The sequence below is a fragment of the Bacillus xiamenensis genome, assembly GCF_001857925.1.
GTDB lineage: Bacteria > Bacillota > Bacilli > Bacillales > Bacillaceae > Bacillus > Bacillus xiamenensis.
The window spans coordinates 2,132,579-2,151,394 of sequence record NZ_CP017786.1 but is presented as its reverse complement, the minus strand read 5'-3'; the positions used below and the strand labels follow the sequence as shown (position 1 = coordinate 2,151,394).

Annotated in this window: 16 protein-coding genes and 2 pseudogenes; 2 read left to right on the top strand and 16 right to left on the bottom strand. The window is 42.0% G+C overall.

Translation table 11 applies throughout. The annotated features are described in order from the left end of the window. The first annotated feature begins 45 nt into the window (after positions 1-45). Positions 46-685 (top strand): annotated as a pseudogene (locus BK049_RS18890) (IS3 family transposase). A 57-nt stretch (positions 686-742) separates the two neighbouring features. Here the strand turns inward: BK049_RS18890 and BK049_RS10835 are convergent. The 16 genes and pseudogenes from BK049_RS10835 to BK049_RS10765 form a co-directional block, all read right to left on the bottom strand. After that, positions 743-1,810, bottom strand: coding sequence for a glycosyltransferase family 4 protein (locus BK049_RS10835; protein WP_071168499.1), 1,068 nt, complete (start codon positions 1,808-1,810; stop codon positions 743-745). Positions 1,811-1,944: 134 nt separating this feature from the next. Next, complete coding sequence (gene tuaH, locus BK049_RS10830) at positions 1,945-3,144, bottom strand: teichuronic acid biosynthesis protein TuaH (protein WP_008357499.1); 1,200 nt, start codon at positions 3,142-3,144, stop codon at positions 1,945-1,947. A gap of 16 nt (positions 3,145-3,160) precedes the next feature. Beyond that, positions 3,161-3,916: a teichuronic acid biosynthesis protein TuaG gene (tuaG, locus tag BK049_RS10825; RefSeq protein ID WP_008357501.1), complete on the bottom strand. Its 756-nt coding sequence runs from the start codon at positions 3,914-3,916 to the stop codon at positions 3,161-3,163. 24 nt (positions 3,917-3,940) lie between these two features. After that, on the bottom strand, positions 3,941-4,618 hold the full coding sequence (gene tuaF / locus BK049_RS10820) for a teichuronic acid biosynthesis protein TuaF (protein WP_071168498.1): 678 nt from the start codon (positions 4,616-4,618) through the stop codon (positions 3,941-3,943). 70 nt (positions 4,619-4,688) lie between these two features. Then, positions 4,689-6,146, bottom strand: coding sequence for a teichuronic acid biosynthesis protein TuaE (gene tuaE, locus BK049_RS10815; RefSeq protein WP_071168497.1), 1,458 nt, complete (start codon positions 6,144-6,146; stop codon positions 4,689-4,691). A 39-nt stretch (positions 6,147-6,185) separates the two neighbouring features. Beyond that, the gene (locus BK049_RS10810) at positions 6,186-7,115 is read right to left on the bottom strand and encodes an NAD-dependent epimerase/dehydratase family protein (protein ID WP_008357508.1); all 930 of its coding nucleotides are present in this window, start codon (positions 7,113-7,115) and stop codon (positions 6,186-6,188) included. 14 nt (positions 7,116-7,129) lie between these two features. After that, positions 7,130-8,464 carry a UDP-glucose 6-dehydrogenase TuaD gene (tuaD, locus tag BK049_RS10805; protein ID WP_071168496.1) on the bottom strand — a complete coding sequence of 445 codons (1,335 nt, stop codon included), beginning with the start codon at positions 8,462-8,464 and terminating at the stop codon, positions 7,130-7,132. A 78-nt stretch (positions 8,465-8,542) separates the two neighbouring features. Next, entirely contained in the window at positions 8,543-9,727 is a 1,185-nt protein-coding gene (gene tuaC, locus BK049_RS10800; protein ID WP_071168495.1) for a teichuronic acid biosynthesis protein TuaC, read from the bottom strand. Beyond that, positions 9,724-11,175, bottom strand: coding sequence for a teichuronic acid biosynthesis protein TuaB (gene tuaB, locus BK049_RS10795; protein ID WP_071168494.1), 1,452 nt, complete (start codon positions 11,173-11,175; stop codon positions 9,724-9,726). The genes tuaC and tuaB overlap by 4 nt, the downstream gene beginning before the upstream one ends. Before the next feature lie 18 nt (positions 11,176-11,193). Beyond that, positions 11,194-11,853: a sugar transferase gene (locus tag BK049_RS10790; protein ID WP_071168493.1), complete on the bottom strand. Its 660-nt coding sequence runs from the start codon at positions 11,851-11,853 to the stop codon at positions 11,194-11,196. 198 nt (positions 11,854-12,051) lie between these two features. Next, positions 12,052-12,603 carry a hypothetical protein gene (locus BK049_RS10785; RefSeq protein ID WP_244887394.1) on the bottom strand — a complete coding sequence of 184 codons (552 nt, stop codon included), beginning with the start codon at positions 12,601-12,603 and terminating at the stop codon, positions 12,052-12,054. Between the two features lie 135 nt (positions 12,604-12,738). After that, positions 12,739-13,300, bottom strand: a pseudogene (locus tag BK049_RS10780) (N-acetylmuramoyl-L-alanine amidase family protein); the annotation flags it as partial. Beyond that, positions 13,288-13,524 carry a cell wall-binding repeat-containing protein gene (locus BK049_RS19810; protein ID WP_242059750.1) on the bottom strand — a complete coding sequence of 79 codons (237 nt, stop codon included), beginning with the start codon at positions 13,522-13,524 and terminating at the stop codon, positions 13,288-13,290. The gene BK049_RS19810 and the pseudogene BK049_RS10780, both read right to left, overlap by 13 nt. Before the next feature lie 167 nt (positions 13,525-13,691). Continuing rightward, the gene (locus tag BK049_RS10775) at positions 13,692-15,182 is read right to left on the bottom strand and encodes an N-acetylmuramoyl-L-alanine amidase (protein WP_008357523.1); all 1,491 of its coding nucleotides are present in this window, start codon (positions 15,180-15,182) and stop codon (positions 13,692-13,694) included. A 23-nt stretch (positions 15,183-15,205) separates the two neighbouring features. Beyond that, the gene (locus BK049_RS10770; protein ID WP_071168491.1) at positions 15,206-17,314 is read right to left on the bottom strand and encodes a SpoIID/LytB domain-containing protein; all 2,109 of its coding nucleotides are present in this window, start codon (positions 17,312-17,314) and stop codon (positions 15,206-15,208) included. 24 nt (positions 17,315-17,338) lie between these two features. After that, positions 17,339-17,662 carry a LytA gene (locus BK049_RS10765; protein WP_071168490.1) on the bottom strand — a complete coding sequence of 108 codons (324 nt, stop codon included), beginning with the start codon at positions 17,660-17,662 and terminating at the stop codon, positions 17,339-17,341. A gap of 182 nt (positions 17,663-17,844) precedes the next feature. Between BK049_RS10765 and tagU the strand changes: the two genes are divergently transcribed. Further along, positions 17,845-18,765, top strand: a complete 921-nt coding sequence (tagU, locus tag BK049_RS10760) for a polyisoprenyl-teichoic acid--peptidoglycan teichoic acid transferase TagU (protein ID WP_008357528.1) — start codon at positions 17,845-17,847, stop codon at positions 18,763-18,765. The last annotated feature ends 51 nt before the right edge of the window (positions 18,766-18,816 follow it).

Here is an 18,816-nt window from a genome sequence, read left to right as displayed (position 1 = left end):
AACGGATCGTTGTGATCCGAAATAAAGCATGGAGGTGTTTTTTCTATGGGGACAAGAGTGAGTTATCCAGTTGAAGTCAAACAGAAGGCTGTAGAAATGAGATTGGCAGGCGTACCTATAAAAAAGATCATGCAGAAATTGAATATCAAGAATAAGACGCAGGTTCAGACATGGATGAGGTGGCATCAGGCTGGGGATACACACCGGTTCGAACAGCCTGTTGGAAAACAATATTCCTATGGAAAGGGCCCCGACTACTCTTCCGAATTAGAGAGACTGCGGGCAGAAAATCGCTATTTGAGTCAACAGAATGAAGTTTTAAAAAAGTACAACGAATTGGAAAGGAAGTTGATAAGGAAACGGCAATCAAACTGGTAGAAGAATTGTGCAAAACGTTGACGGTACAGGACACCTGTATCCATTTAGGCATCTTACGAGTATCAGAAAGCTGTTCATATAAAAGGCATTACCATGAGCATGTCCCATAAAGGGACGTCCGCTGATAATGTGCCTCCATCGAATCGTTTCATTCCTCACACGTTCTATACTTAACAGGATTGATCGAACTACGACCACCATCGTAGAACGCACTGTCAAAGAATACATTTATTATTATAACAACATCCGTATTCAAACGAAACTAAACAACCAATCACCGATAAAATACCGGCAATTGGCTGTATAAAGGTGTTTTGATCCCTGTCTCAAAAACGGCGGGTCAGTCCCGAGGCACGGGCTGTTTTTATTGTCTTTTGACCATTCGTTTATAGAATTTCGTAAATGGCTTGAACTCTTCGTTCACCAAACCAGTAACTTCTGCAATGACTTGCATAAACATGACCAGTAAAAAGATAATGATCAATGAGAGCCAAATGGTGGCACTTGTCAGCAAGATTGCACTTAAGCTAAAGACTAAGCCAATCATGTAAATGACGATCACAGCCATTCGATGAGATAAGCCAAAGGCCATCAGTCGATGATGGATGTGTGATTTATCAGGCGCCGAAATTGGCTGTTTATTTAATATCCGCCTAATGATTGCAAAGGTGGTATCAAAGATAGGGACACCTAAGATGATCACTGGGACAACGACACTAAACAAAGTGACACTTTTGTATAACCCTAAAAGTGACAGCACCGAAATCATATAGCCTAAAAATAACGAGCCTGTATCGCCCATAAAAATCTTTGCTGGATGGAAATTATAAAATAAAAAACCAATGGTACTGCCAATGACGACAAGAGATAACGAAAGAATTAGGATTTTGTCAGCCGAAAACGCCATGACTGCAATCGTTGTTAAACCGATAACCGAGATACCGGCAGCCAGTCCATCTAATCCATCGATTAAATTAATTGCATTTGTGATTCCAACAATCCATAGTACAGTCAGGGGATATGCCATCCACCCTAGCTCCATTCGATCTGTTAAGAAAGGAACAGAGAAAAAGTCCATTTTTAACCCCGTGCTCACGATTAAACAAGCGACGAGAATTTGTACGAGAAATTTAAATTTTGCACTTAAATTATATTTATCATCAAATATACCTAAAATGACGATGAGAACAGCGCCAACTGAAATAGCTGTAATTTTATTATGTAGAAACAGCCCACCTGCTAGTGCTCCAGCCGCTACCCCAATAAAAATCGCCAAACCACCCATTCGAGGCATTACTCTATCATGAACTTTTCGTTTATTCGGCTGGTCCACTGCACCAATCTTAATTGCAAACTTTTTGACGATTGGTGTCACAATTAAAACTGTAGCCAGAGAGACAAAAAACGCTAATAAGGCGCGTTCGTAATCCATAGGTCAGTCTCCTTCTAAATTGAAATCTGTATTTTGTATATTGGCCGCTCTTTCCATTATACAATTGAATATAGGATGATCACAAGCTCCCCCTGTGAAGAAGAAACAAATAAAAACGCACAATCCTGAATGAATTATGCGTTTTCTTTAATATTCGTTAATTCCACCATGTTTGTGAACAGCGCGTGCCAATCTTTTTTCTTTGCTCGGCTTTGTCTTAGATGTCTATAGGTCATGTCGTCTTTTTTGCTGATCACTTTCAGACAGGCTTCTACGAAAAGAGCAGAATCTTCGCCCTCTAAATATTCATACACATCATTCTCTTTTAGCCTTTCCGTTGATGGAAGATTTAAACCAACAACAGGTATTCCTGCAGCTAAAAATTCATATAGCTTGAGCGGGAAAACAGCTTGATTATAAGGAGACTGTTTGTATGGCATCATTCCTACATCAATCAGTTTCATGTAAGCAGGCACTTCTTCTGGTGCGACAGCCCCTGTCCAAATGACATTTGGCAGTTTGAGTGCATGCTGAAAAGATGGATCTCCATTTGTTCCATCCGGACCAACAAATAAAAATGTCCAATCTGGCTGCATGCGAGCAGCTTGTGCGATCATGTCAAAATCGAGCTTCGGCTTGATTCCTCCAATAAAGCCAAGAACGGTACCTTCTCTTCCCTCTAGCACATCCTCCCTGCTAGGAAGGCTGCTTTTCGCAAACACATCGTACTCGACGCCATTTTCCACTGTGAACACATCTTTCGGTTCACCCATAAGCCTTTTTTTGATTTGATCATGTAGATATTGAGAGGAGCATGTAATGCTGTGTGCGTATTTAATGATCCGGTTTTCTGCTTTTACAATGACCCGCTGCCTCATATAAGAAAGAATGCTGTTTTTTCCGCTGATAGGCTCTCCCCACAGATCACTGCAATCATACACAATATGTTTCCATTCAAATAAAGAAGATAAGAGCGGAAATCCAGGAAACGTATACCATAAACAGACGGCCATGCCCTTCTTTTCCTCCTGCCGCAAATGCTCAAGCAGAGGGGACAATTTATGAATATAAAACATATCTTGATAACGGCCAAAGCGGAAAAACTTGCTCTTGAGCACATCAGGAATGGTCATTTGCTTCATTCGATCCGTTATAGGCTGAAAGGGAGCTAAATGACGGGAGGCAGATGGACATACCCAGATGACCTCTTTCGTCTCTGGATCAGATGCTAGAAATTCTGCTAAGCGATGCCGTCTGTATCTCAGACCATCCTGTCCCCATTCTCCCGTTGCTACGATAACATGTATGATCGAGTCTGCTTTCACCTTTATCACCTTTTTTCCCTTCTGTTTATAAGCGCTTCTTCACAGCATTTGTGGCATAATGCATAAAACACCAAGACGCTTTGACAAAATGAAGCTGCTCAATTTCTCTGTAGACAAACCACGTTTTTTTCGCTGCTTTCCACTTGTTACTAGAGATCGAGTTGCCAACGATGCGATATTCACTGAGCGGCTCACTCATTCCATAGGCCGTAAATCCTCTTTTTAAAATAGAGAGCCATGTGGCTAAGTCCTGTCTTGTTCGAATGTTTGGCATTTCCACATGTCCCACCTGCTGAAGATCGAGCATCACCGTCAAACAGCCGATAATCGTATTTTTCAAGGCTTCATTGTAGTTCAACTGAGCCGGTGCTGTGACCGTTTTTTGTAACGGTTCTCCATTTTCTGCGATGATGTCATATGCCGTGAATGTAAAGGCATAATCATTCGCTAGCATAAAGTCGACCTGTTTTTCGAGCTTTGTCTCTTTCCACTTATCATCGCTGTCTAAAAAAGCGATAAAGCGCCCTTTTGCCTGTTTGATGGCAGTGTTTCTAGCAATGGCGGCTCCCCCATTTTCCTCTAAATAAATGACGTTGATTCTGTCGTCCGTTTGACTTAATTCCCTTAACAGCTTCCTGGTTCCATCTGTTGAGCCATCATCTGCAATGATCAGCTCCCAGTTAGCATAAGTTTGGGCAAGGACGGAATGAACTGTATCCGTTACATAACGTTCCGCATTATACGCCGGTGTAATGATTGATACTAACGGTTGCTTGTTCACCTAGGACTCATCTCCAGTTCATCATTAAGATTCTTTGAACACTTCAGGTAACACCACAAACATGAGCGAGATGCTGAAGCCAACGACAAGTCCAAGCAGTGCCCGTTTTTTCGCTGACATGCCTTTATTGCCTTCATCGAGCACTTGGGCAGGATCGACAATCTTTGCCTGCTTCATCCCGAGCTTTGTAGACTCCAATTCATATAAAAAACGTTCTTTATCGACTTTGGAATCATTGCTGACAGATTCATCTTCTAGAGCAGATAATCTATTTTCAATGACCTGCTGTCTTTTCATAAATAAGGCCTTGTCTTGCTTTAAAAATGTATCTGACACTTGTTTCACGACAGCCAAGGCCCGGGCTTTGTCGGCATCTGTAAATGACAGCTGTAATTGTGTATCTGATGCATTGGTGAGAATCAGACGGTTTTTCACATCCTGCCTTTCTGCTTCCTTGACATCATGTAGTGCTTGATTCAGAAATGCATCGCTTTTTATGAGAGATGTCACTTCTGCCATATTGTTATACACCCCGTCATCATATTTACCAAGCGTCAAGGTCACAGCGGCTGTGTAGCTAGACTGCTCTACTGTCCCTTTGGCAAAAAAGAAACCAAAAGCGGCTAATATGACAGGCAATAGTACGAGCCATACGATATATTTTTTGATTCGCTTCCTTATTCTTACCATGAAACCAGACATGTTCATTCTCCCAACATTGACGTATTTGCTTTTTCACTAGTGTAGCCATACAAGCTCATCATCACACGTTTTACCACGGCTTTAAACGTTGTTTATTTTTCATGATATTCACCGCCGTCATCACCAGTCCTAAAAATACCCAGTGGAAATATAAATTCGAAACGGAGCTGGGACTAATACTCGAGACGAGAAAACTCAGCATTGCAGCAAATAGACCTTCGATGATCATCTTTGCTGATCTCGTGTCAGCCAATTGGTATTGTTTGTACAGTGAGAACATGAGATAGGCGTACACTGAGAGATACCCCAGCATGACGGCAAAGCCAAAATTCGTCATCAGCTCTAGTAGCCAATTGTGCACTTCAACGACTTGATCTGTATCAAATATCGAAAAGTGGGCTAAGTAGTAAGACACATTGCCTGCACCGACCCCAAAGCCATATGAATTCGTAAAGAAATGCCATGCGTTTTTGATCAAATTAGCCCGAGCGATGTTGGACGGGAGTGGTTCACTAAAAGAATGTGCGACCTGAGAAGCGAGAAACAAGTCATAAAAGACCGAATAGATCTTAGCTGAAAAGATGGCAAGACATATGACGCCAAGCCCGCCTGCTGCGATGAGTGACCACTTTTTTAAAAAGCGAGGCAGTAGCAGCCACACATAGATCGCCGCTCCAGCAAATATACCCAGCAAGCTCGCGCGCGATTCTGTTAACAAGATGAGATACAGTGCTGCGATCGCTCCTAATCCCCCAAACGCTTTGATATAACCATTTTTCACCTGACGCATACACGCTACATATAAGAAAAAGCTAATAGATAAAAACGTCGCAAAGTCATTTTGATTAAAGAATACAGCTGTAGGATAGTGCTGTTTGTACGCTGGTCCAAGATACAATGATGTATTCGGTAAATGGTTCAAGGTCAAGTGATTATAGAACCCGATCCCCATCACAAAGACGGTCATGACAAGCCAAATGCTATAAAAGGTTATAATCTGATCCATTCGCTGAATATACATGACCACCAGGAAGACAAATCCCATTCCCATTGCAAGAAGAGACATATATTTCAGACCATCTGTGACTGAATGAGCCCAAAGCAGTGAAATGAGGCCATAAAGAAACCATGCAGCGAAAAAGCCAAGAATGCCTTTTACACGAATGTGCCGCCACTGTGATATGTACGTTCCCCTGTCTCTCATCCGCCATATCAATAAAACAAAGACAGCCATGAGCATGATACGGTAGAGAAAAAGACTAAAGAATCCGACACTAATAGAAAAGAAAGCGTTATTGAGAAAGGTGAATGCAATCAAAAGGTAGATGGCTGACATGAAGACTTGATCACCGTTCATGTATAGCTTCATCAATACGGCAGCTGCCGTGAGCACCACAAGCAAAACCGGGACTGCCACCATCTTTTTTAACCCAATAGGCTGGGTGGATGCCAGCTGCACAAGCCCTATGCCTGCAGCTAATAAAATACATCCGATCATGATTTGCCATGCTGTTTGTTTCACACTCATACCCATTTTCCTCCTAAACAACCCATCCGATTTGAGGGATTAAGCCTTTACTCCCTGTTCATAGTAGGAGATGGTACGAGCCAAACCTTCTTGTAAAGACACGACAGGCTCCCAATTTAAGACTTGTTTCGTTTCCTCATTTGACAATGTACTATGCACAATATCTCCTGCACGCTGAGGCTTATAAATCGGTTCAAGTTGTGATCTGGTCACTCGCTTCATCGTTTGAAACAGCTCATTCACCGTGATGGAATCACCACATGAGATATTTAAACAAACGTTTGATTTGGCAGTTAAAGCCGACACATTCGCTGCTGCTAGATCACCGACATAGATGAAATCTCTTGTTTGTTCCCCGTCTCCGAAGATGAAAGGGGTCTCATGCTTTGCAAACTTATCAGAAAAAATAGAGACAACCCCTCCTTCGCCAAGCGCATCTTGACGCGGTCCATATACATTGCTGTATCGTAGAATACAATAATCCAGCTCATAGAGTGATTTCGCCATCTCTAAATACCGCTCGACTGTGAGTTTCGATAAGCCATAAGGTGAACCAGGCTGTAGTGGATGAGCTGTATCTACCGGCAGATAAACCGGGTCTCCATAGACAGCTGCCGATGAGGCAAACACCACTTTTTCCACACCGGCTTCAGCCGCTGCTTTTATCACATGAAGCGATCCTTTAATATTGACCTCTTCGTCATAGATAAAATGTTGAACCGAAACGGCTACACTCACTTGTGCTGCAAGATGGATGATATAATCTGGTGCAATTTGTTTGATCAAATCGACCGTTTCTGATTTTGTGACATCTGCTTCCACGCATTGTACGGAAAGATGAGCTATATTTTCCTTAGATCCAGTTGAAAAATTATCAAGAACTATGGGCTCATAGCCTTTTTCTAGTAAAGCCTCTACCGTATGAGACCCAATAAATCCACTTCCCCCAGTAACCAATACTTTCTTCATCCAAGCTCCCCCTATTATTGTGCCTTCGATACCAATTCTGCTTCCCATACGCCTGGGCGGCCGATCGACTGGTAAATAAATCCTCTCTCTTTCATTTCTGCTGGATCAAACAAATTCCTTCCATCAATTAAAATTGGTGAGCGAAGCAGCTGCTTGATCTGATCCTTATCCATCTTCTGTACATCCTCCCATTCTGTTAAAATGAGACAAGCATCTGTATCTTTCACTGTTTCGTAGAGATCATTGCTGAAGACTGCCTGCGGGCCAAGCTCTCTTTCTGCTTCTACATAAGCAATTGGATCATAGGCTTTGACAAAAGCTCCGAGTTCTCTCAGCATCGGGATAATATCTAATGATGGGGCTGAGCGCATATCATTGGTGTTCGGTTTAAATGCGAGCCCTAAGACGGAAATGGTCTTCCCTTTAATATCACCGAACACACTCATGAGCTTGCTGACAAGATGAGCTCTTTGGTTGTTGTTTGTTTCAATCACAGATTCGATCAGCTTGAACCGGTAGCCGGCTGTCTCGGCAATTTTGAGAAGAGCCATTGTATCTTTTGGGAAACAAGACCCTCCAAATCCAATGCCCGCTTTTAAAAATTTATGCCCGATGCGGCTGTCTAACCCAACTCCTTCGCTGACTTTCTCAACATCAGCGCCAACCCTCTCGCAAATATTCGCAATGTCATTGATGAATGAGATTTTTGTGGCGAGCATGGCATTTGCCGCATACTTAATCATTTCTGCACTTTCTAAGTTGGTCTCAACAACCTCTGTTTGAAACGGATCATGCAATCTTTTAATGATGGTCGATGCATGAGTACTTGTTGCGCCAACGACTGCTCTCTCCATATTCATCGTGTCTTGAATCGCCGAACCTTCTCGAAGGAACTCTGGATTGGATACAACATCAAATGGATATTTACTGCGTGATGCCTTTTGAACAATGGCTTGAACAAGACGTCCTGTTCCAACCGGCACTGTGCTTTTGTTCACGATGATTTTGTAGCCATTCAGGTGTTCACCAATCGTTTGAGCGACGGCTTTTACGAAAGTTAAATCCGCTTCACCCTTCGATGTCATCGGTGTCCCTACAGCAATATAAATGATCTCAGATTCTCGAATCGCAGCAGGAATATTGGTTGTAAAACATAATCTTCCTTCTTCTGTATTCTTTTCAATCAATTCCTTTAAGCCTGGTTCATAAATTGGAACGACACCGCTTTGTAAGCTGTTGATTTTTGATTCATCAATGTCACAGCAGATGACGCGATTTCCGATATCAGCAAAACAAGTACCCGATACTAACCCGACATATCCTGTTCCAATCACAGCAATTTTCTTCAACCTGTTTCATCCTCTCAGTAAAAGCATATTGTCCGTTCCAAACTGTTTATCTATCAGTCTTTGCACATTTCTTCCTGTTTAAACGATGGATATTGATTGATTCAGCACCTTTTCATACTGCTGAATGAGATGCTTCGTATTATGTGATGATGAATATTCTGTATGGACGATGTGGTGAAGGTCGTTCTTCACTTGATCATTCCATTTATTTTCATAAAGATACGCGTGAATCGCCTCTTTTAGCTGACTCGTTGAGCGCGGCTCAATGAGCAGATGTCGATAAGTAGAAAACAATGATGGGAGACCACCTACTCGTGTTGCAATAACAGGTACTTTTAAAGCGAGCGCCTCTAGGACGACAGTCGGCATTCCTTCACTATAGGATGGAAGGGCAAACAGATCGGCCGCCATGACATAATGTTTCACTTGATCATTTGGCATCTGCCCCGTGAGTATAATTGATTCCCCAGCTCGTTCTGCTAGCTCCTTTGCGAGGGGTCCTTTTCCAACTAAGACCGCTTTCACACCATCCATCCCCTTAACTGCATCAACTAATTCAAGTAAGCCTTTCTCTTTGACTAAGCGACCGGCGAAGACAACAAGCTTGTCGTGAAGCGGTAACCCTAACTGCTTTCGGATGGCTTCTTGATCCCCTTGTGTATTAGAAAATGACTCGAGCGGAATCCCAAGCGGGAGGAATTGCGCTTCCACCTTTGTCATATCATGTGTCTTTTTTGCCAGCTCCTCACTCACTGTCAGAACAGCGGCGGCCTGTTTCACCGCTGTTTCAAAGGCTGCAAGCGCCCCTTTGCTATAGTTCGGATATACATTCACATCACTGCCGTGTAAGGTCAGAAGATAAGGGATATGCGTTTCTTTTTGAATCACAGCTGCTGCGCCGCCAGACGGCATAGCAAAGTGCGCATGGATAAAATCTGGTGACAGCTGATTGCGCTGCATTGCGCGGAGAACAGAAGCTGCGATTCGGTTGCTCGGCTGTGCCCATTTCAACTGTCCAGGTAACGCTGTATAGGGCGGCCTGTAAACCGTCACACCGTTTCGAACCTCTTGTTCCGGCAAGTCTATTTTCTGCCGATAGGACGACTTGATCATCCGTAATACTGGTAGATTCACGGGGGTAGGGCAAATGACGGTTACGTCTATTCCTTGTTTGAGCAGCTCCTGCACCTGCGTTTCATGAAAGACGCCTTCACTCGGATGGTTTTCACTAGGATATACACTTGTCAGCCATAGCACCTTCATGACGAACGACCTCTTCTCCATAATTTGCTTGCAGCCTGCGGATACATTTTGACAAGCAGCAAGCCATACAAAGCAGCACTTAAACAAATTGTTAGTAGCAATTGAAGCGTCATATCGGCTGACGTCAGCTTCATCCCTTGATGAACAGCCACTGTACAGGCGGCCATGAACAGCGTCATGACAGCAGGCTTTACGAGTGAGCTTACATACACCTTCATATCTAGCTGAATGACGTATGCCATAAGCCATCTGCCCACAATGAAGTTCAGCAGGCTGACACCTGAGTAAATCCAAGCTACTGTCACCAGACTGCCCGTGTTTACTCCCGTATATAATGCGCCTCCATAGACGATCAGCATGCCTGTATCCCAATAAAAAGCTAAGTCCGCTCTCCCTTTTGCAAGGAGGATGGAACCGTTTGGATTCATGAGCACACGCAGAAGACCGACAATGCACAAAATATTAAGAACCGGAACTGCCACTAGCCACTTCTCTCCAAACACCACTTCTATAAAGCTGTCTGATACGGCAGCAAGACCGATTAATAATGGGAAACTAATCAATGCGAGCATATTCGTCATACTGAGGAAGCCCTCGCGCAGCATCGAATGGTCTCGCTGACTTTTTGCGAATACAGGGAAAGCCACTCTCGTCACAATCGGATTGATTTTCAGCACTGGAATCGTCACGATTTGATAAGCCAAACTGTAAATGCCTAACGCCTCCGCTCCAAGAAACCGGCCGATTAAGATCATGTCAATGTTCGATCCTGCCCGGTTGACAAGCCTTGATGCCAGCTGGAAAGCGCCGAATGAGAAAAACTCTTTCACTTCTCCTAATGCGAAAACAGGTGCTGGGCGCCACTTTTTCCAATAAGCTGCCGCATACAATAGCCCCTTTCCTGCTTGAAGCAGCACTTGAGAAACAACATAGGCCACAATCGGATTGATAAAAAAGGCAAGAACGAGTAAAACGAGCAGCGATATGATGGACGCAATGGTTTCAATGGTACTTAATGTTTTAAAAGCTAAATCTTTTTGCATCATATATTGGTATTGCTGGCCGATGGGTGCAATAAGAAACATGATTGATAATAGCTTGAGCAGACCCTCCAGCTCAGGCCGTCCATAAAAGGCGGCAATCATCGGGCTTGCCAGAATCAGCAAGCAAAACAAGATAAGACCGGTGAGCAAGTTAATCCAATATAATGTAGATAATTGACGTTCTGTCGTTTGTTCCTTTTGAATGATCGCAGCACCAATGCCTAGATCAAGTAAAATTTGCGTAAATATTGTGACAGTTGTGATCATGCCAACGAGTCCAAATTCTTTAAGTGACATCACGTTCCCTAAAAAGGCAAACTGTGCAATTTGGATCATAGTAATGATCAATGCGGACAAGCTTGTCCATTTCGCCCCGCCTAGCATGCGATTTTTCATACTTGCCATTTCTCTTCCCTACTTTACTTATCTGGCTCCGTCACCAGTCAAAATGACTTTTAACGTTTTTACCATAATCTTCGCGTCGAGAGAAAATGTCAAGTTTTGAATATAATGTAAGTCGTGTGATAATTTTTCACTTGGACTCATTTCATATCCTCCATTTACTTGAGCAAGGCCTGTCAGCCCCGGCTTGACCGTCAGTCTTTTTGTAAAGCCTGGTATTGTCCGATTAAATTCTGCAGTAAATATCGGTCTTTCCGGGCGTGGACCTACAATACTCATTTCTCCTTTTAACACGTTGATAAATTGCGGCAGTTCATCAATTCTTGTTTTTCGAATGAATGCCCCCACTTTGGTAATACGGGGATCATTTTTTTGCGCCCATTTCGCTCCTCCGCTTTCTGCGTCGGTTCTCATCGATCTGAGCTTCCATAATTTAAAGTAGACACCGTCTTTTCCGACCCTTTCCTGCATATAAAAGGCTGGACCTGGTGTTTCTAACTTAATCAATAGGGCGAACAGCAAAATGATTGGCGTACTCAACATCAATCCGATGAACGAGAACACTAAATCTATGAAACGTTTTGCAAATAAATAACGAACCATATGTTCTGTTAAAGCAAAAGAGTGGTTTCGTCTCACTTCATATTCTCTATAAAGATTCATCGCTTTCTCTGCGCTCACTGACCTGCACCTCACCATTCAGAGTAGTTGTTGTGTAAAGAGATGTTCTATGAAAGTCAGTTTAGCAGAGCAACATTAAGCAAATGTAAATGGGCTGTTAAGTCTTGTAAAAGTGTGTTAAGAATGTGCCCTTATATCAAGTTATGCCCTTTTAAACGTAAAAAAGACCCGCAATTCTGCGGGTCTTCGTGTCTTTTTTTATTTTGCCTTTACGGATTCGATTGTCTTAAGTCGGAGCGTTCCGTTTGCATCTTTTGTATAGGTTACTTTCACTTTTGATTCTTCTTTTAGGCTGTTGACTTGTTTAGAGAATGTATTTCCGAATTGAATGGCTATTTCTTTTCCATCAATGTTGACAGCAATGGTGTGTCCATCAGCCAAACCGACATATGTGCCTTCTTTGGTGACTTCTTTGTTCTTATTCGATGTTGATTCTTTCTTTGTTTTAGACTCGTCCTGAGTCGTTTCTTCTTTTGTTATTTCTTTACTTGAGCTATCTTTTGTATCTTCATCAGATTGACCTGCTTGGTCTTCTGTTTGAGCAGCTGTTTCTTTGCTTTCATCGTCTGCGTCTTCTGTCTGGTCATCTGTTGCTTTTTCTTTGTTTTGATCAGCTGATTCCGTTGTTTCTTTTTTGCTGTTATCCGTATTGTTATTGTTTGATTGATTTGTTGTGCCGCATGCTGTAAGCACTACACCTAGAAGTAATACTAAAATCGGCATTGTGATTAACTTTTTCAATATCGTCACCTCTTCATGATTTGTCGATTTGCTGTCATCGGAAGGTAAACACACAAAAAATCCACCCTCTATGTTTCAATTATAACAAAAATAACCTGAATTGAAATGTATTTTTAACTTGACATGTTAGGCATTCGGTTTATTTTATTCGAAATAAACCGAAACACCCGCAGCGATTCCAGAAGCTAGCCGATCCTTTGCAATGGTTGATTTTAAAATACTGGCATCAATCGGACTGGTCACAAACCCTGTTTCCAGCAGTATGCTTGGCATTTTTGAATACTTGATCACGTAGAAACCGGCTGTTTTCACGCCGCGATCCCTTGTACCAAGGGCACTCACCATTCGGGGCTGAACCTTTTGTGCCAGCTTTAAACTATTGGCCGCAGCATAAGTCGCATCATAATATGTCTCTGTACCATTTGCACTTCTGTTATCATTTGCATTGGCATGGATGCTGAAATACATCAGCACCCGCCTGTGCCCCTTTGCTTACACGTGTTTGCAAGGAATCAAAAGTATCAGATGATCTAGACATGACCGTTATGGCACCCGCTTGATTGAGCCTATCACGCAGCTTTAACGCCACTTCTAAATTGACGTTTTTTTCAAGAAGTCCATTCCCAACCGCTCCAGCATCCTGCGCACCATGACCTGAATCGATCAAAATGGTTTCACCTAACACCGCATTTTTCAGCTGTGTGACGACATTGGCTCGAATGGTGGACGCTCCGCTTGCTGAAAGGCATAAGGCACAGCACTTAGAGCATCCGCATATGCATCCCCGCCTACTAGAACAACAGTAGATGCTGTCGACCATCCTCTTTTCGCAGCATTTACTGCGACCTCATACCGATTACTTCCTTCAATCCTCGATACGGTATGCTGCGCAAATGCAGATGGTGCATACAAACATAGAGAAATCGCCATCAATACAAAACATTTAATATAGAAACGAATGAAGTCAACCTCCTTGGTTTTGAACCCTTCACCCTGGAATCACTTCATGGACTTTGGACTTTTGAAAAAAGGCTGCCGAGAGACGTTCTCGAGCAGCCTAGAGGAGTATCTTAGGCACCCCTCATGTTTGTGTTTTTTTATCTAAAATAGCCTGAAACGCCGCTTGAAATCCCTGATGCTAATCGGTCTTTATATGTGGCGGATTTCAAAATATTTGAATCAACTGGACTGGAAACAAAACCAGTTTCTAAGAGAACACTCGGCATCTTAGAATATTTAATGACATAGAAGCCAGCTGTTTTCACACCGCGGTCTCTTGTGCCTAATGCACTGACCATTTTAGGCTGGATGTTTTGTGCAAGCTTTAAGCTGTTTGCAGACGCATATGTTGTGTCGTAATACGTTTCTGTCCCATTTGCACTACTGTTATCATTTGAATTCGCATGAACACTAATGAAGATATCTGCTTTCGCATCCGCACCTTTGCTCACTCGTGTTTGAAGACTGTCAAATGTGTCTGATGTTCTTGACATGGTAACGAGTGCACCTGCGTTGTTTAATTTTGTATTTAAACGCTTCGCTACGTCTAGATTTAAGTTCTTCTCATATAATCCATAGCCTACAGCTCCTGAATCTTGAGCGCCATGACCTGGGTCAATGAATACTTTTTTGCCGACGACTGGGTTCTTCAATTGATTCACAACAGTTGCTGTGACCGTATTTGGACTGCCTACGACCGTGAATTTGGTGATATTTTTACTACTAATTGTTGCTCTTGTTACTTTTGGCAACGTCTTTTCGTTCGTCAAAAGCAAGGCTTTGTTTTGCTTGGCTGCAATCCCTGCCGCAGAAGATGAAGTGGCATAGCCAAATCCTCTCCCTACATAGGTATTATTTGTGCTCATATTGTACTTTTTCACAATATTCGCAGCTACGTCATAACGAGTAGAGCCTTTGATTCGAGTTGGAGATTTCAACTGATTGTAAGCTGCTTTTGTGACGTAATTCTCTCCGCCTACGACAATGGTTTGTTTCACATTGCTTGCCTTTGCAACAGCGGCGATTTCAGAACGAAGGCCCTTTTTGTCTGTATATAGAATTGGGAACCCTTTTTGCGCTGCCACAGGTGCAATCGCAATCCCATGCGCATAGAAAGAACCTTCCACGACAACAACGCCAGCTGGCGTTTTCATTTTTTTCGCGATATTTGCAGATAGCTCATATCGGTTTTTTCCTGAAATACGTTGTGTAGAGATGCCCATTTTCTTCACTTGATTGACCACGTCATTTGACACACTTGATGTGCTACCTAATACAATGACTGTCTTTGTCTTTAATGCCGTTAAGGCTTTTTTTGTATCACCTGAAAGGCTTTTACTGTTTGTGTAAAGAACTGGTCCATTTTTTTGATGTGCAAGCGGAATCCCCGCTGTTGCATCTGCATACGCAGTCTTCCCTACTAAAACAACTGTACTTGCTGTTCCCCATCCTGTTTTCGCTACATTTGCTGCTACAGCATACCGGCTCCCGCCGTCAATTCGAGAGACTGAGTTATCTGCCAAAGCTGTTGGAACAATAACGAAAATAGCGATGAGGCTGAGGATGGCTGTTTTGATCATTGAGCGCATCTTCTAAGTCCTCCCTTAACCTTTTAATAGTTTGTTAGTTTCGTGCCTGGATAGTAAAACGAAAGTATGGAAGAATATGAGTCTCCAGATTCAGCTCTAGCTTTGGCGCCGTATTGGCTCATTCCAATGCCGTGACCATACCCTTTTCCTGAAATTGTGAAGTCATCTGTATTATTTTTTACTGACGCAAACGTACTTTTCACCTTTGTTGCGCCCATGACGGTTCTAAACTCCGTCATCTTCATACTTGCCGTTGTACTTTTGTTCACTGTATACGTGCCTGTTTTGTTTTTCAAATGGTAATTCAGCTTGATTGATACTGTCTGCGCACGCTGACCTTTTGTTTTACCCGAGAATGTCAGACTAGAGATTGCTGCGATTCTCATGTCAGATGCAGCTGTTTCTTTGTTTTTCAGCAGCCATGATTTTAGACCAACAAGATCGGCTGCATTTGCTTCTTTTGTCTTAGACCACTGAGAGGCTGCTGTACTTGCAGTGAGCGTAGTGCCTAATTGTTTTTTAGACAACTTTAGTGTCCAAGTATTGACCGGATCTTTTGTGTCTTTTTTGGCTACTAAGTATGGAAGTGCATTTCCCCACACTTCTTCACTTGCCTCAGTATATCCGCCATTACTAGAATAATAGGTTGCTGAAATGAGTTGATTGTTATATGTCAGAACCTTTCCTTTTGTGGCATCGACAGCTTTTGTCGAATTCGTGTACCAATTATATCCTCCATATACTTGGAAGGCTGTTGTATCAGGTACGACTTTCCCAATACTTTTCACTGAATACGTTCTAGCGGCAACCGCTTGTGCTTTTAATGCTTCAACATGCCAGCTTGCAGGCATTTCGTTGGGCACAACACCTTTAAGATAGTCTTCAAATGGAATATTTTCGAGAGTCGGCCTGATATATCCTGATTCAATGGCAAAGTTTACATGACCTAAGTAAGGCTTTCCTGCAATTTGAAGGACATTTTTCGTTGAATATTTCTCAGGAACAACTCTTAATGTGTTATACGTCTTGATGCCTTTTAATGAAATTTTTCCGTTAGAAATATTCAATTGGTAGTTTTGATTTTTTTTCAGATAGACTTGCTTGGCTAAAGAATTTTTCAAGCTATCTTTGATTGCACTTGTGCTACCAGCCAGATGGTAAGCATATGTACCTTTTTCTTTCAGCAGTGCTTTTAGTGATGCTGTAACAGAATCTGGTTTCACATACACAACGGTACTGTTAGATTTTGCAGCCAATTGCGACATCGGCATTGCATAAATATAGCTAGAGGCTTTTGCTAAATAGACTTTATCTGCATTGATATTTAATTTCTTGATGATATTCACAGATAATTCGTAGCGATTGGCCCCGCTGATTCGTGTAACTTGTGAGGTTTTTTTGATTTGATTTTCTACTTTTTGTCCAGTACTTTTCGTACTGCCGACGATGATCACTTTACTTGGCAATTTGTAGGACGGAATAGAATCTTTTTTTGTTAAGAGAATTGGGTATCCTTTTCTCGATGCATAGGATGCAATCGCAATCCCATTCATAAATGAGTTCCCGCCGACAACTACGGCTTGCTTGTAGTTACCCATTTCCTTTGCGATTTTTTGGGATATTTCAAACTTGTCTTTTCCACTAATGCGTCTCACTTTACCGTACTTTTTGATTGATTTCTCAGCAGCTGTTGAAATACTTTTCGTATTACCGATAATCAGGATGTTGTCCGGATTCATTTTTTTCAGCTGGTTTTCAGTTGTTTTCGTGAGCTTTTCAATGTTCGTGTACAAAATCGGTGCGCCCAGTTTGTATGCTAACGGCGATACAGAAATGGCATGATCAAAAGCATCTCGGCTCACAATCACAACGGTTGAAGGGTTTGTCCAGCCTGCAGAAGCGATACTATTGGCTACTTCGTATCGATTTTTGCCATCATATCTTTTCGTGACAGCAACATTTGATCCTGATAGCTTGTATTCTCCAGTTGTTGATAGATCTATACTATTTTTGTTTCCGATATAATTAGACAATTTCACTGAAATTGTCGAGCTAGCCATGGCAGACTGAAACGGTGCGACTAGTAGAGTCAGTGTCATGAGAACAATAAGTGTAATGCCTGTTTTCTTCAATTTTGTTCATCCCGCCCATCTTTTTTACTTCTGTTTTTCAATCTTTTGAATTTCTTTTTGACCACTGTCATTGATAAAGTAAGAGATTTCTACTTTGTCACCTGGTTTAAATTCATTTAACACATCTTTAAAATTATCCGTAAATTCATAGCTTAAGGTCGTATTCATTTTTTTCACTTCAACTGTATGTGCATCAGCCATTCCAATAAATTCAGCTTGTTCTTCAAGTACCTGAGGAGTTGAACTGCTTGTCTTGTTTTCTCCTGAGGACTGCTCAGCCGTTCCACATGCTGTGAGCACGATACCTAGTAGTAGTATTAAGAACGGTAAACCGACGATTTTCTTCATTTTTTTCACCTCATGTCTTTGTATCGTCTTATAACATAATATTTTAAGGTAAATTTAAGGTTTTTTGAAACCTTTTTTTTGTTACAACGTCTATATCTAGGTTCAGAGTAAAAAAATAACTTGTTTATCAAGATTCGTAAACCTATAATCATGGAAGAATCATAGAAAAGGTGAGGGACATTATGAGAGCTGAAAGAAAAAGAAAGAAGAAAAAGGTTCTTTGGATTGTTTTATCGATTATTGGCTTGTTCGTTTTAGTTACTGGCGGATATGCCTATCATCTTTGGAACACAGCGGCATCAACGGTTGCAGGTATTCAGGAAAACTTAAAGAAGTCAGATAAGCGTGACAAAGATGTCGATTTAAGTAAGAAAGACCCGATCTCGATTTTAATCATGGGTGTCGATGAAAGAAAGAATGACCGCGGCCGTGCAGATACATTAATATACATGACAGTCAATCCGAAAACCAAAACAACCGAGATGGTGAGTATCCCGCGTGATACGTATACAAAAATTGTCGGAAAAGGCACAATGGATAAAATCAACCATTCTTACGCTTTCGGCGGTACACAAATGGCAGCAGATACAGTAGAAGAACTGCTTGATGTACCTGTTGATTACTTTTTTAAAGTAAACATGGAAAGCTTTAAAGATATTGTCGATACACTTGGCGGCATCACAGTGAACAGCACGTTTGCTTTCAGCTATGACGGCCATTCATTTGGTACAGGAGAGATTAACCTGAACGGCGATGAAGCCCTTGCCTATACAAGAATGAGAAAGCAAGACCCTAAAGGTGACTTCGGGCGTCAGCAAAGACAGCGTCAGGTCATTGAAGGCATCATTGCAAAAGGAGCTAACATCTCATCTATTACGAAATTCGGCGATATGTTTAAAGTTGTTGAAAACAACATGAAAACCAACATGTCCTTTGACGATATGTGGACGCTGATGAATGATTATCGTGATGCAAGACAGAATGTGAAACAGCACGAGCTGAAAGGCACAGGCACACGAATCAATAACATTTATTATTATCAGCTTGATGACAGCAGTTTAGCGAAAGTGAAGAAGGAATTGAAGGAAAGTTTAGAACAGTAAAAAACGAAGACTACGTGAATGTAGTCTCAGATTGTAGAGAAACTCATGTTT

Bases quoted from the DNA above. Each gene is read 5' to 3' on its own strand.
- tuaC (WP_071168495.1), bottom strand. From the start codon at position 9,727: ATGAAGGTGCTATGGCTGACAAGTGTATATCCTAGTGAAAACCATCCG.
- BK049_RS10765 (WP_071168490.1), bottom strand. From the start codon at position 17,662: ATGAAGAAAATCGTCGGTTTACCGTTCTTAATACTACTACTAGGTATC.
- BK049_RS19810 (WP_242059750.1), bottom strand. From the start codon at position 13,524: ATGGCGATTTCTCTATGTTTGTATGCACCATCTGCATTTGCGCAGCAT.
- tagU (WP_008357528.1), top strand. From the start codon at position 17,845: ATGAGAGCTGAAAGAAAAAGAAAGAAGAAAAAGGTTCTTTGGATTGTT.
- BK049_RS10810 (WP_008357508.1), bottom strand. From the start codon at position 7,115: ATGAAGAAAGTATTGGTTACTGGGGGAAGTGGATTTATTGGGTCTCAT.
- tuaE (WP_071168497.1), bottom strand. From the start codon at position 6,146: ATGAGTGTGAAACAAACAGCATGGCAAATCATGATCGGATGTATTTTA.
- BK049_RS10835 (WP_071168499.1), bottom strand. From the start codon at position 1,810: ATGGATTACGAACGCGCCTTATTAGCGTTTTTTGTCTCTCTGGCTACA.
- tuaB (WP_071168494.1), bottom strand. From the start codon at position 11,175: ATGGCAAGTATGAAAAATCGCATGCTAGGCGGGGCGAAATGGACAAGC.
- BK049_RS10775 (WP_008357523.1), bottom strand. From the start codon at position 15,182: ATGCGCTCAATGATCAAAACAGCCATCCTCAGCCTCATCGCTATTTTC.
- tuaF (WP_071168498.1), bottom strand. From the start codon at position 4,618: ATGTCTGGTTTCATGGTAAGAATAAGGAAGCGAATCAAAAAATATATC.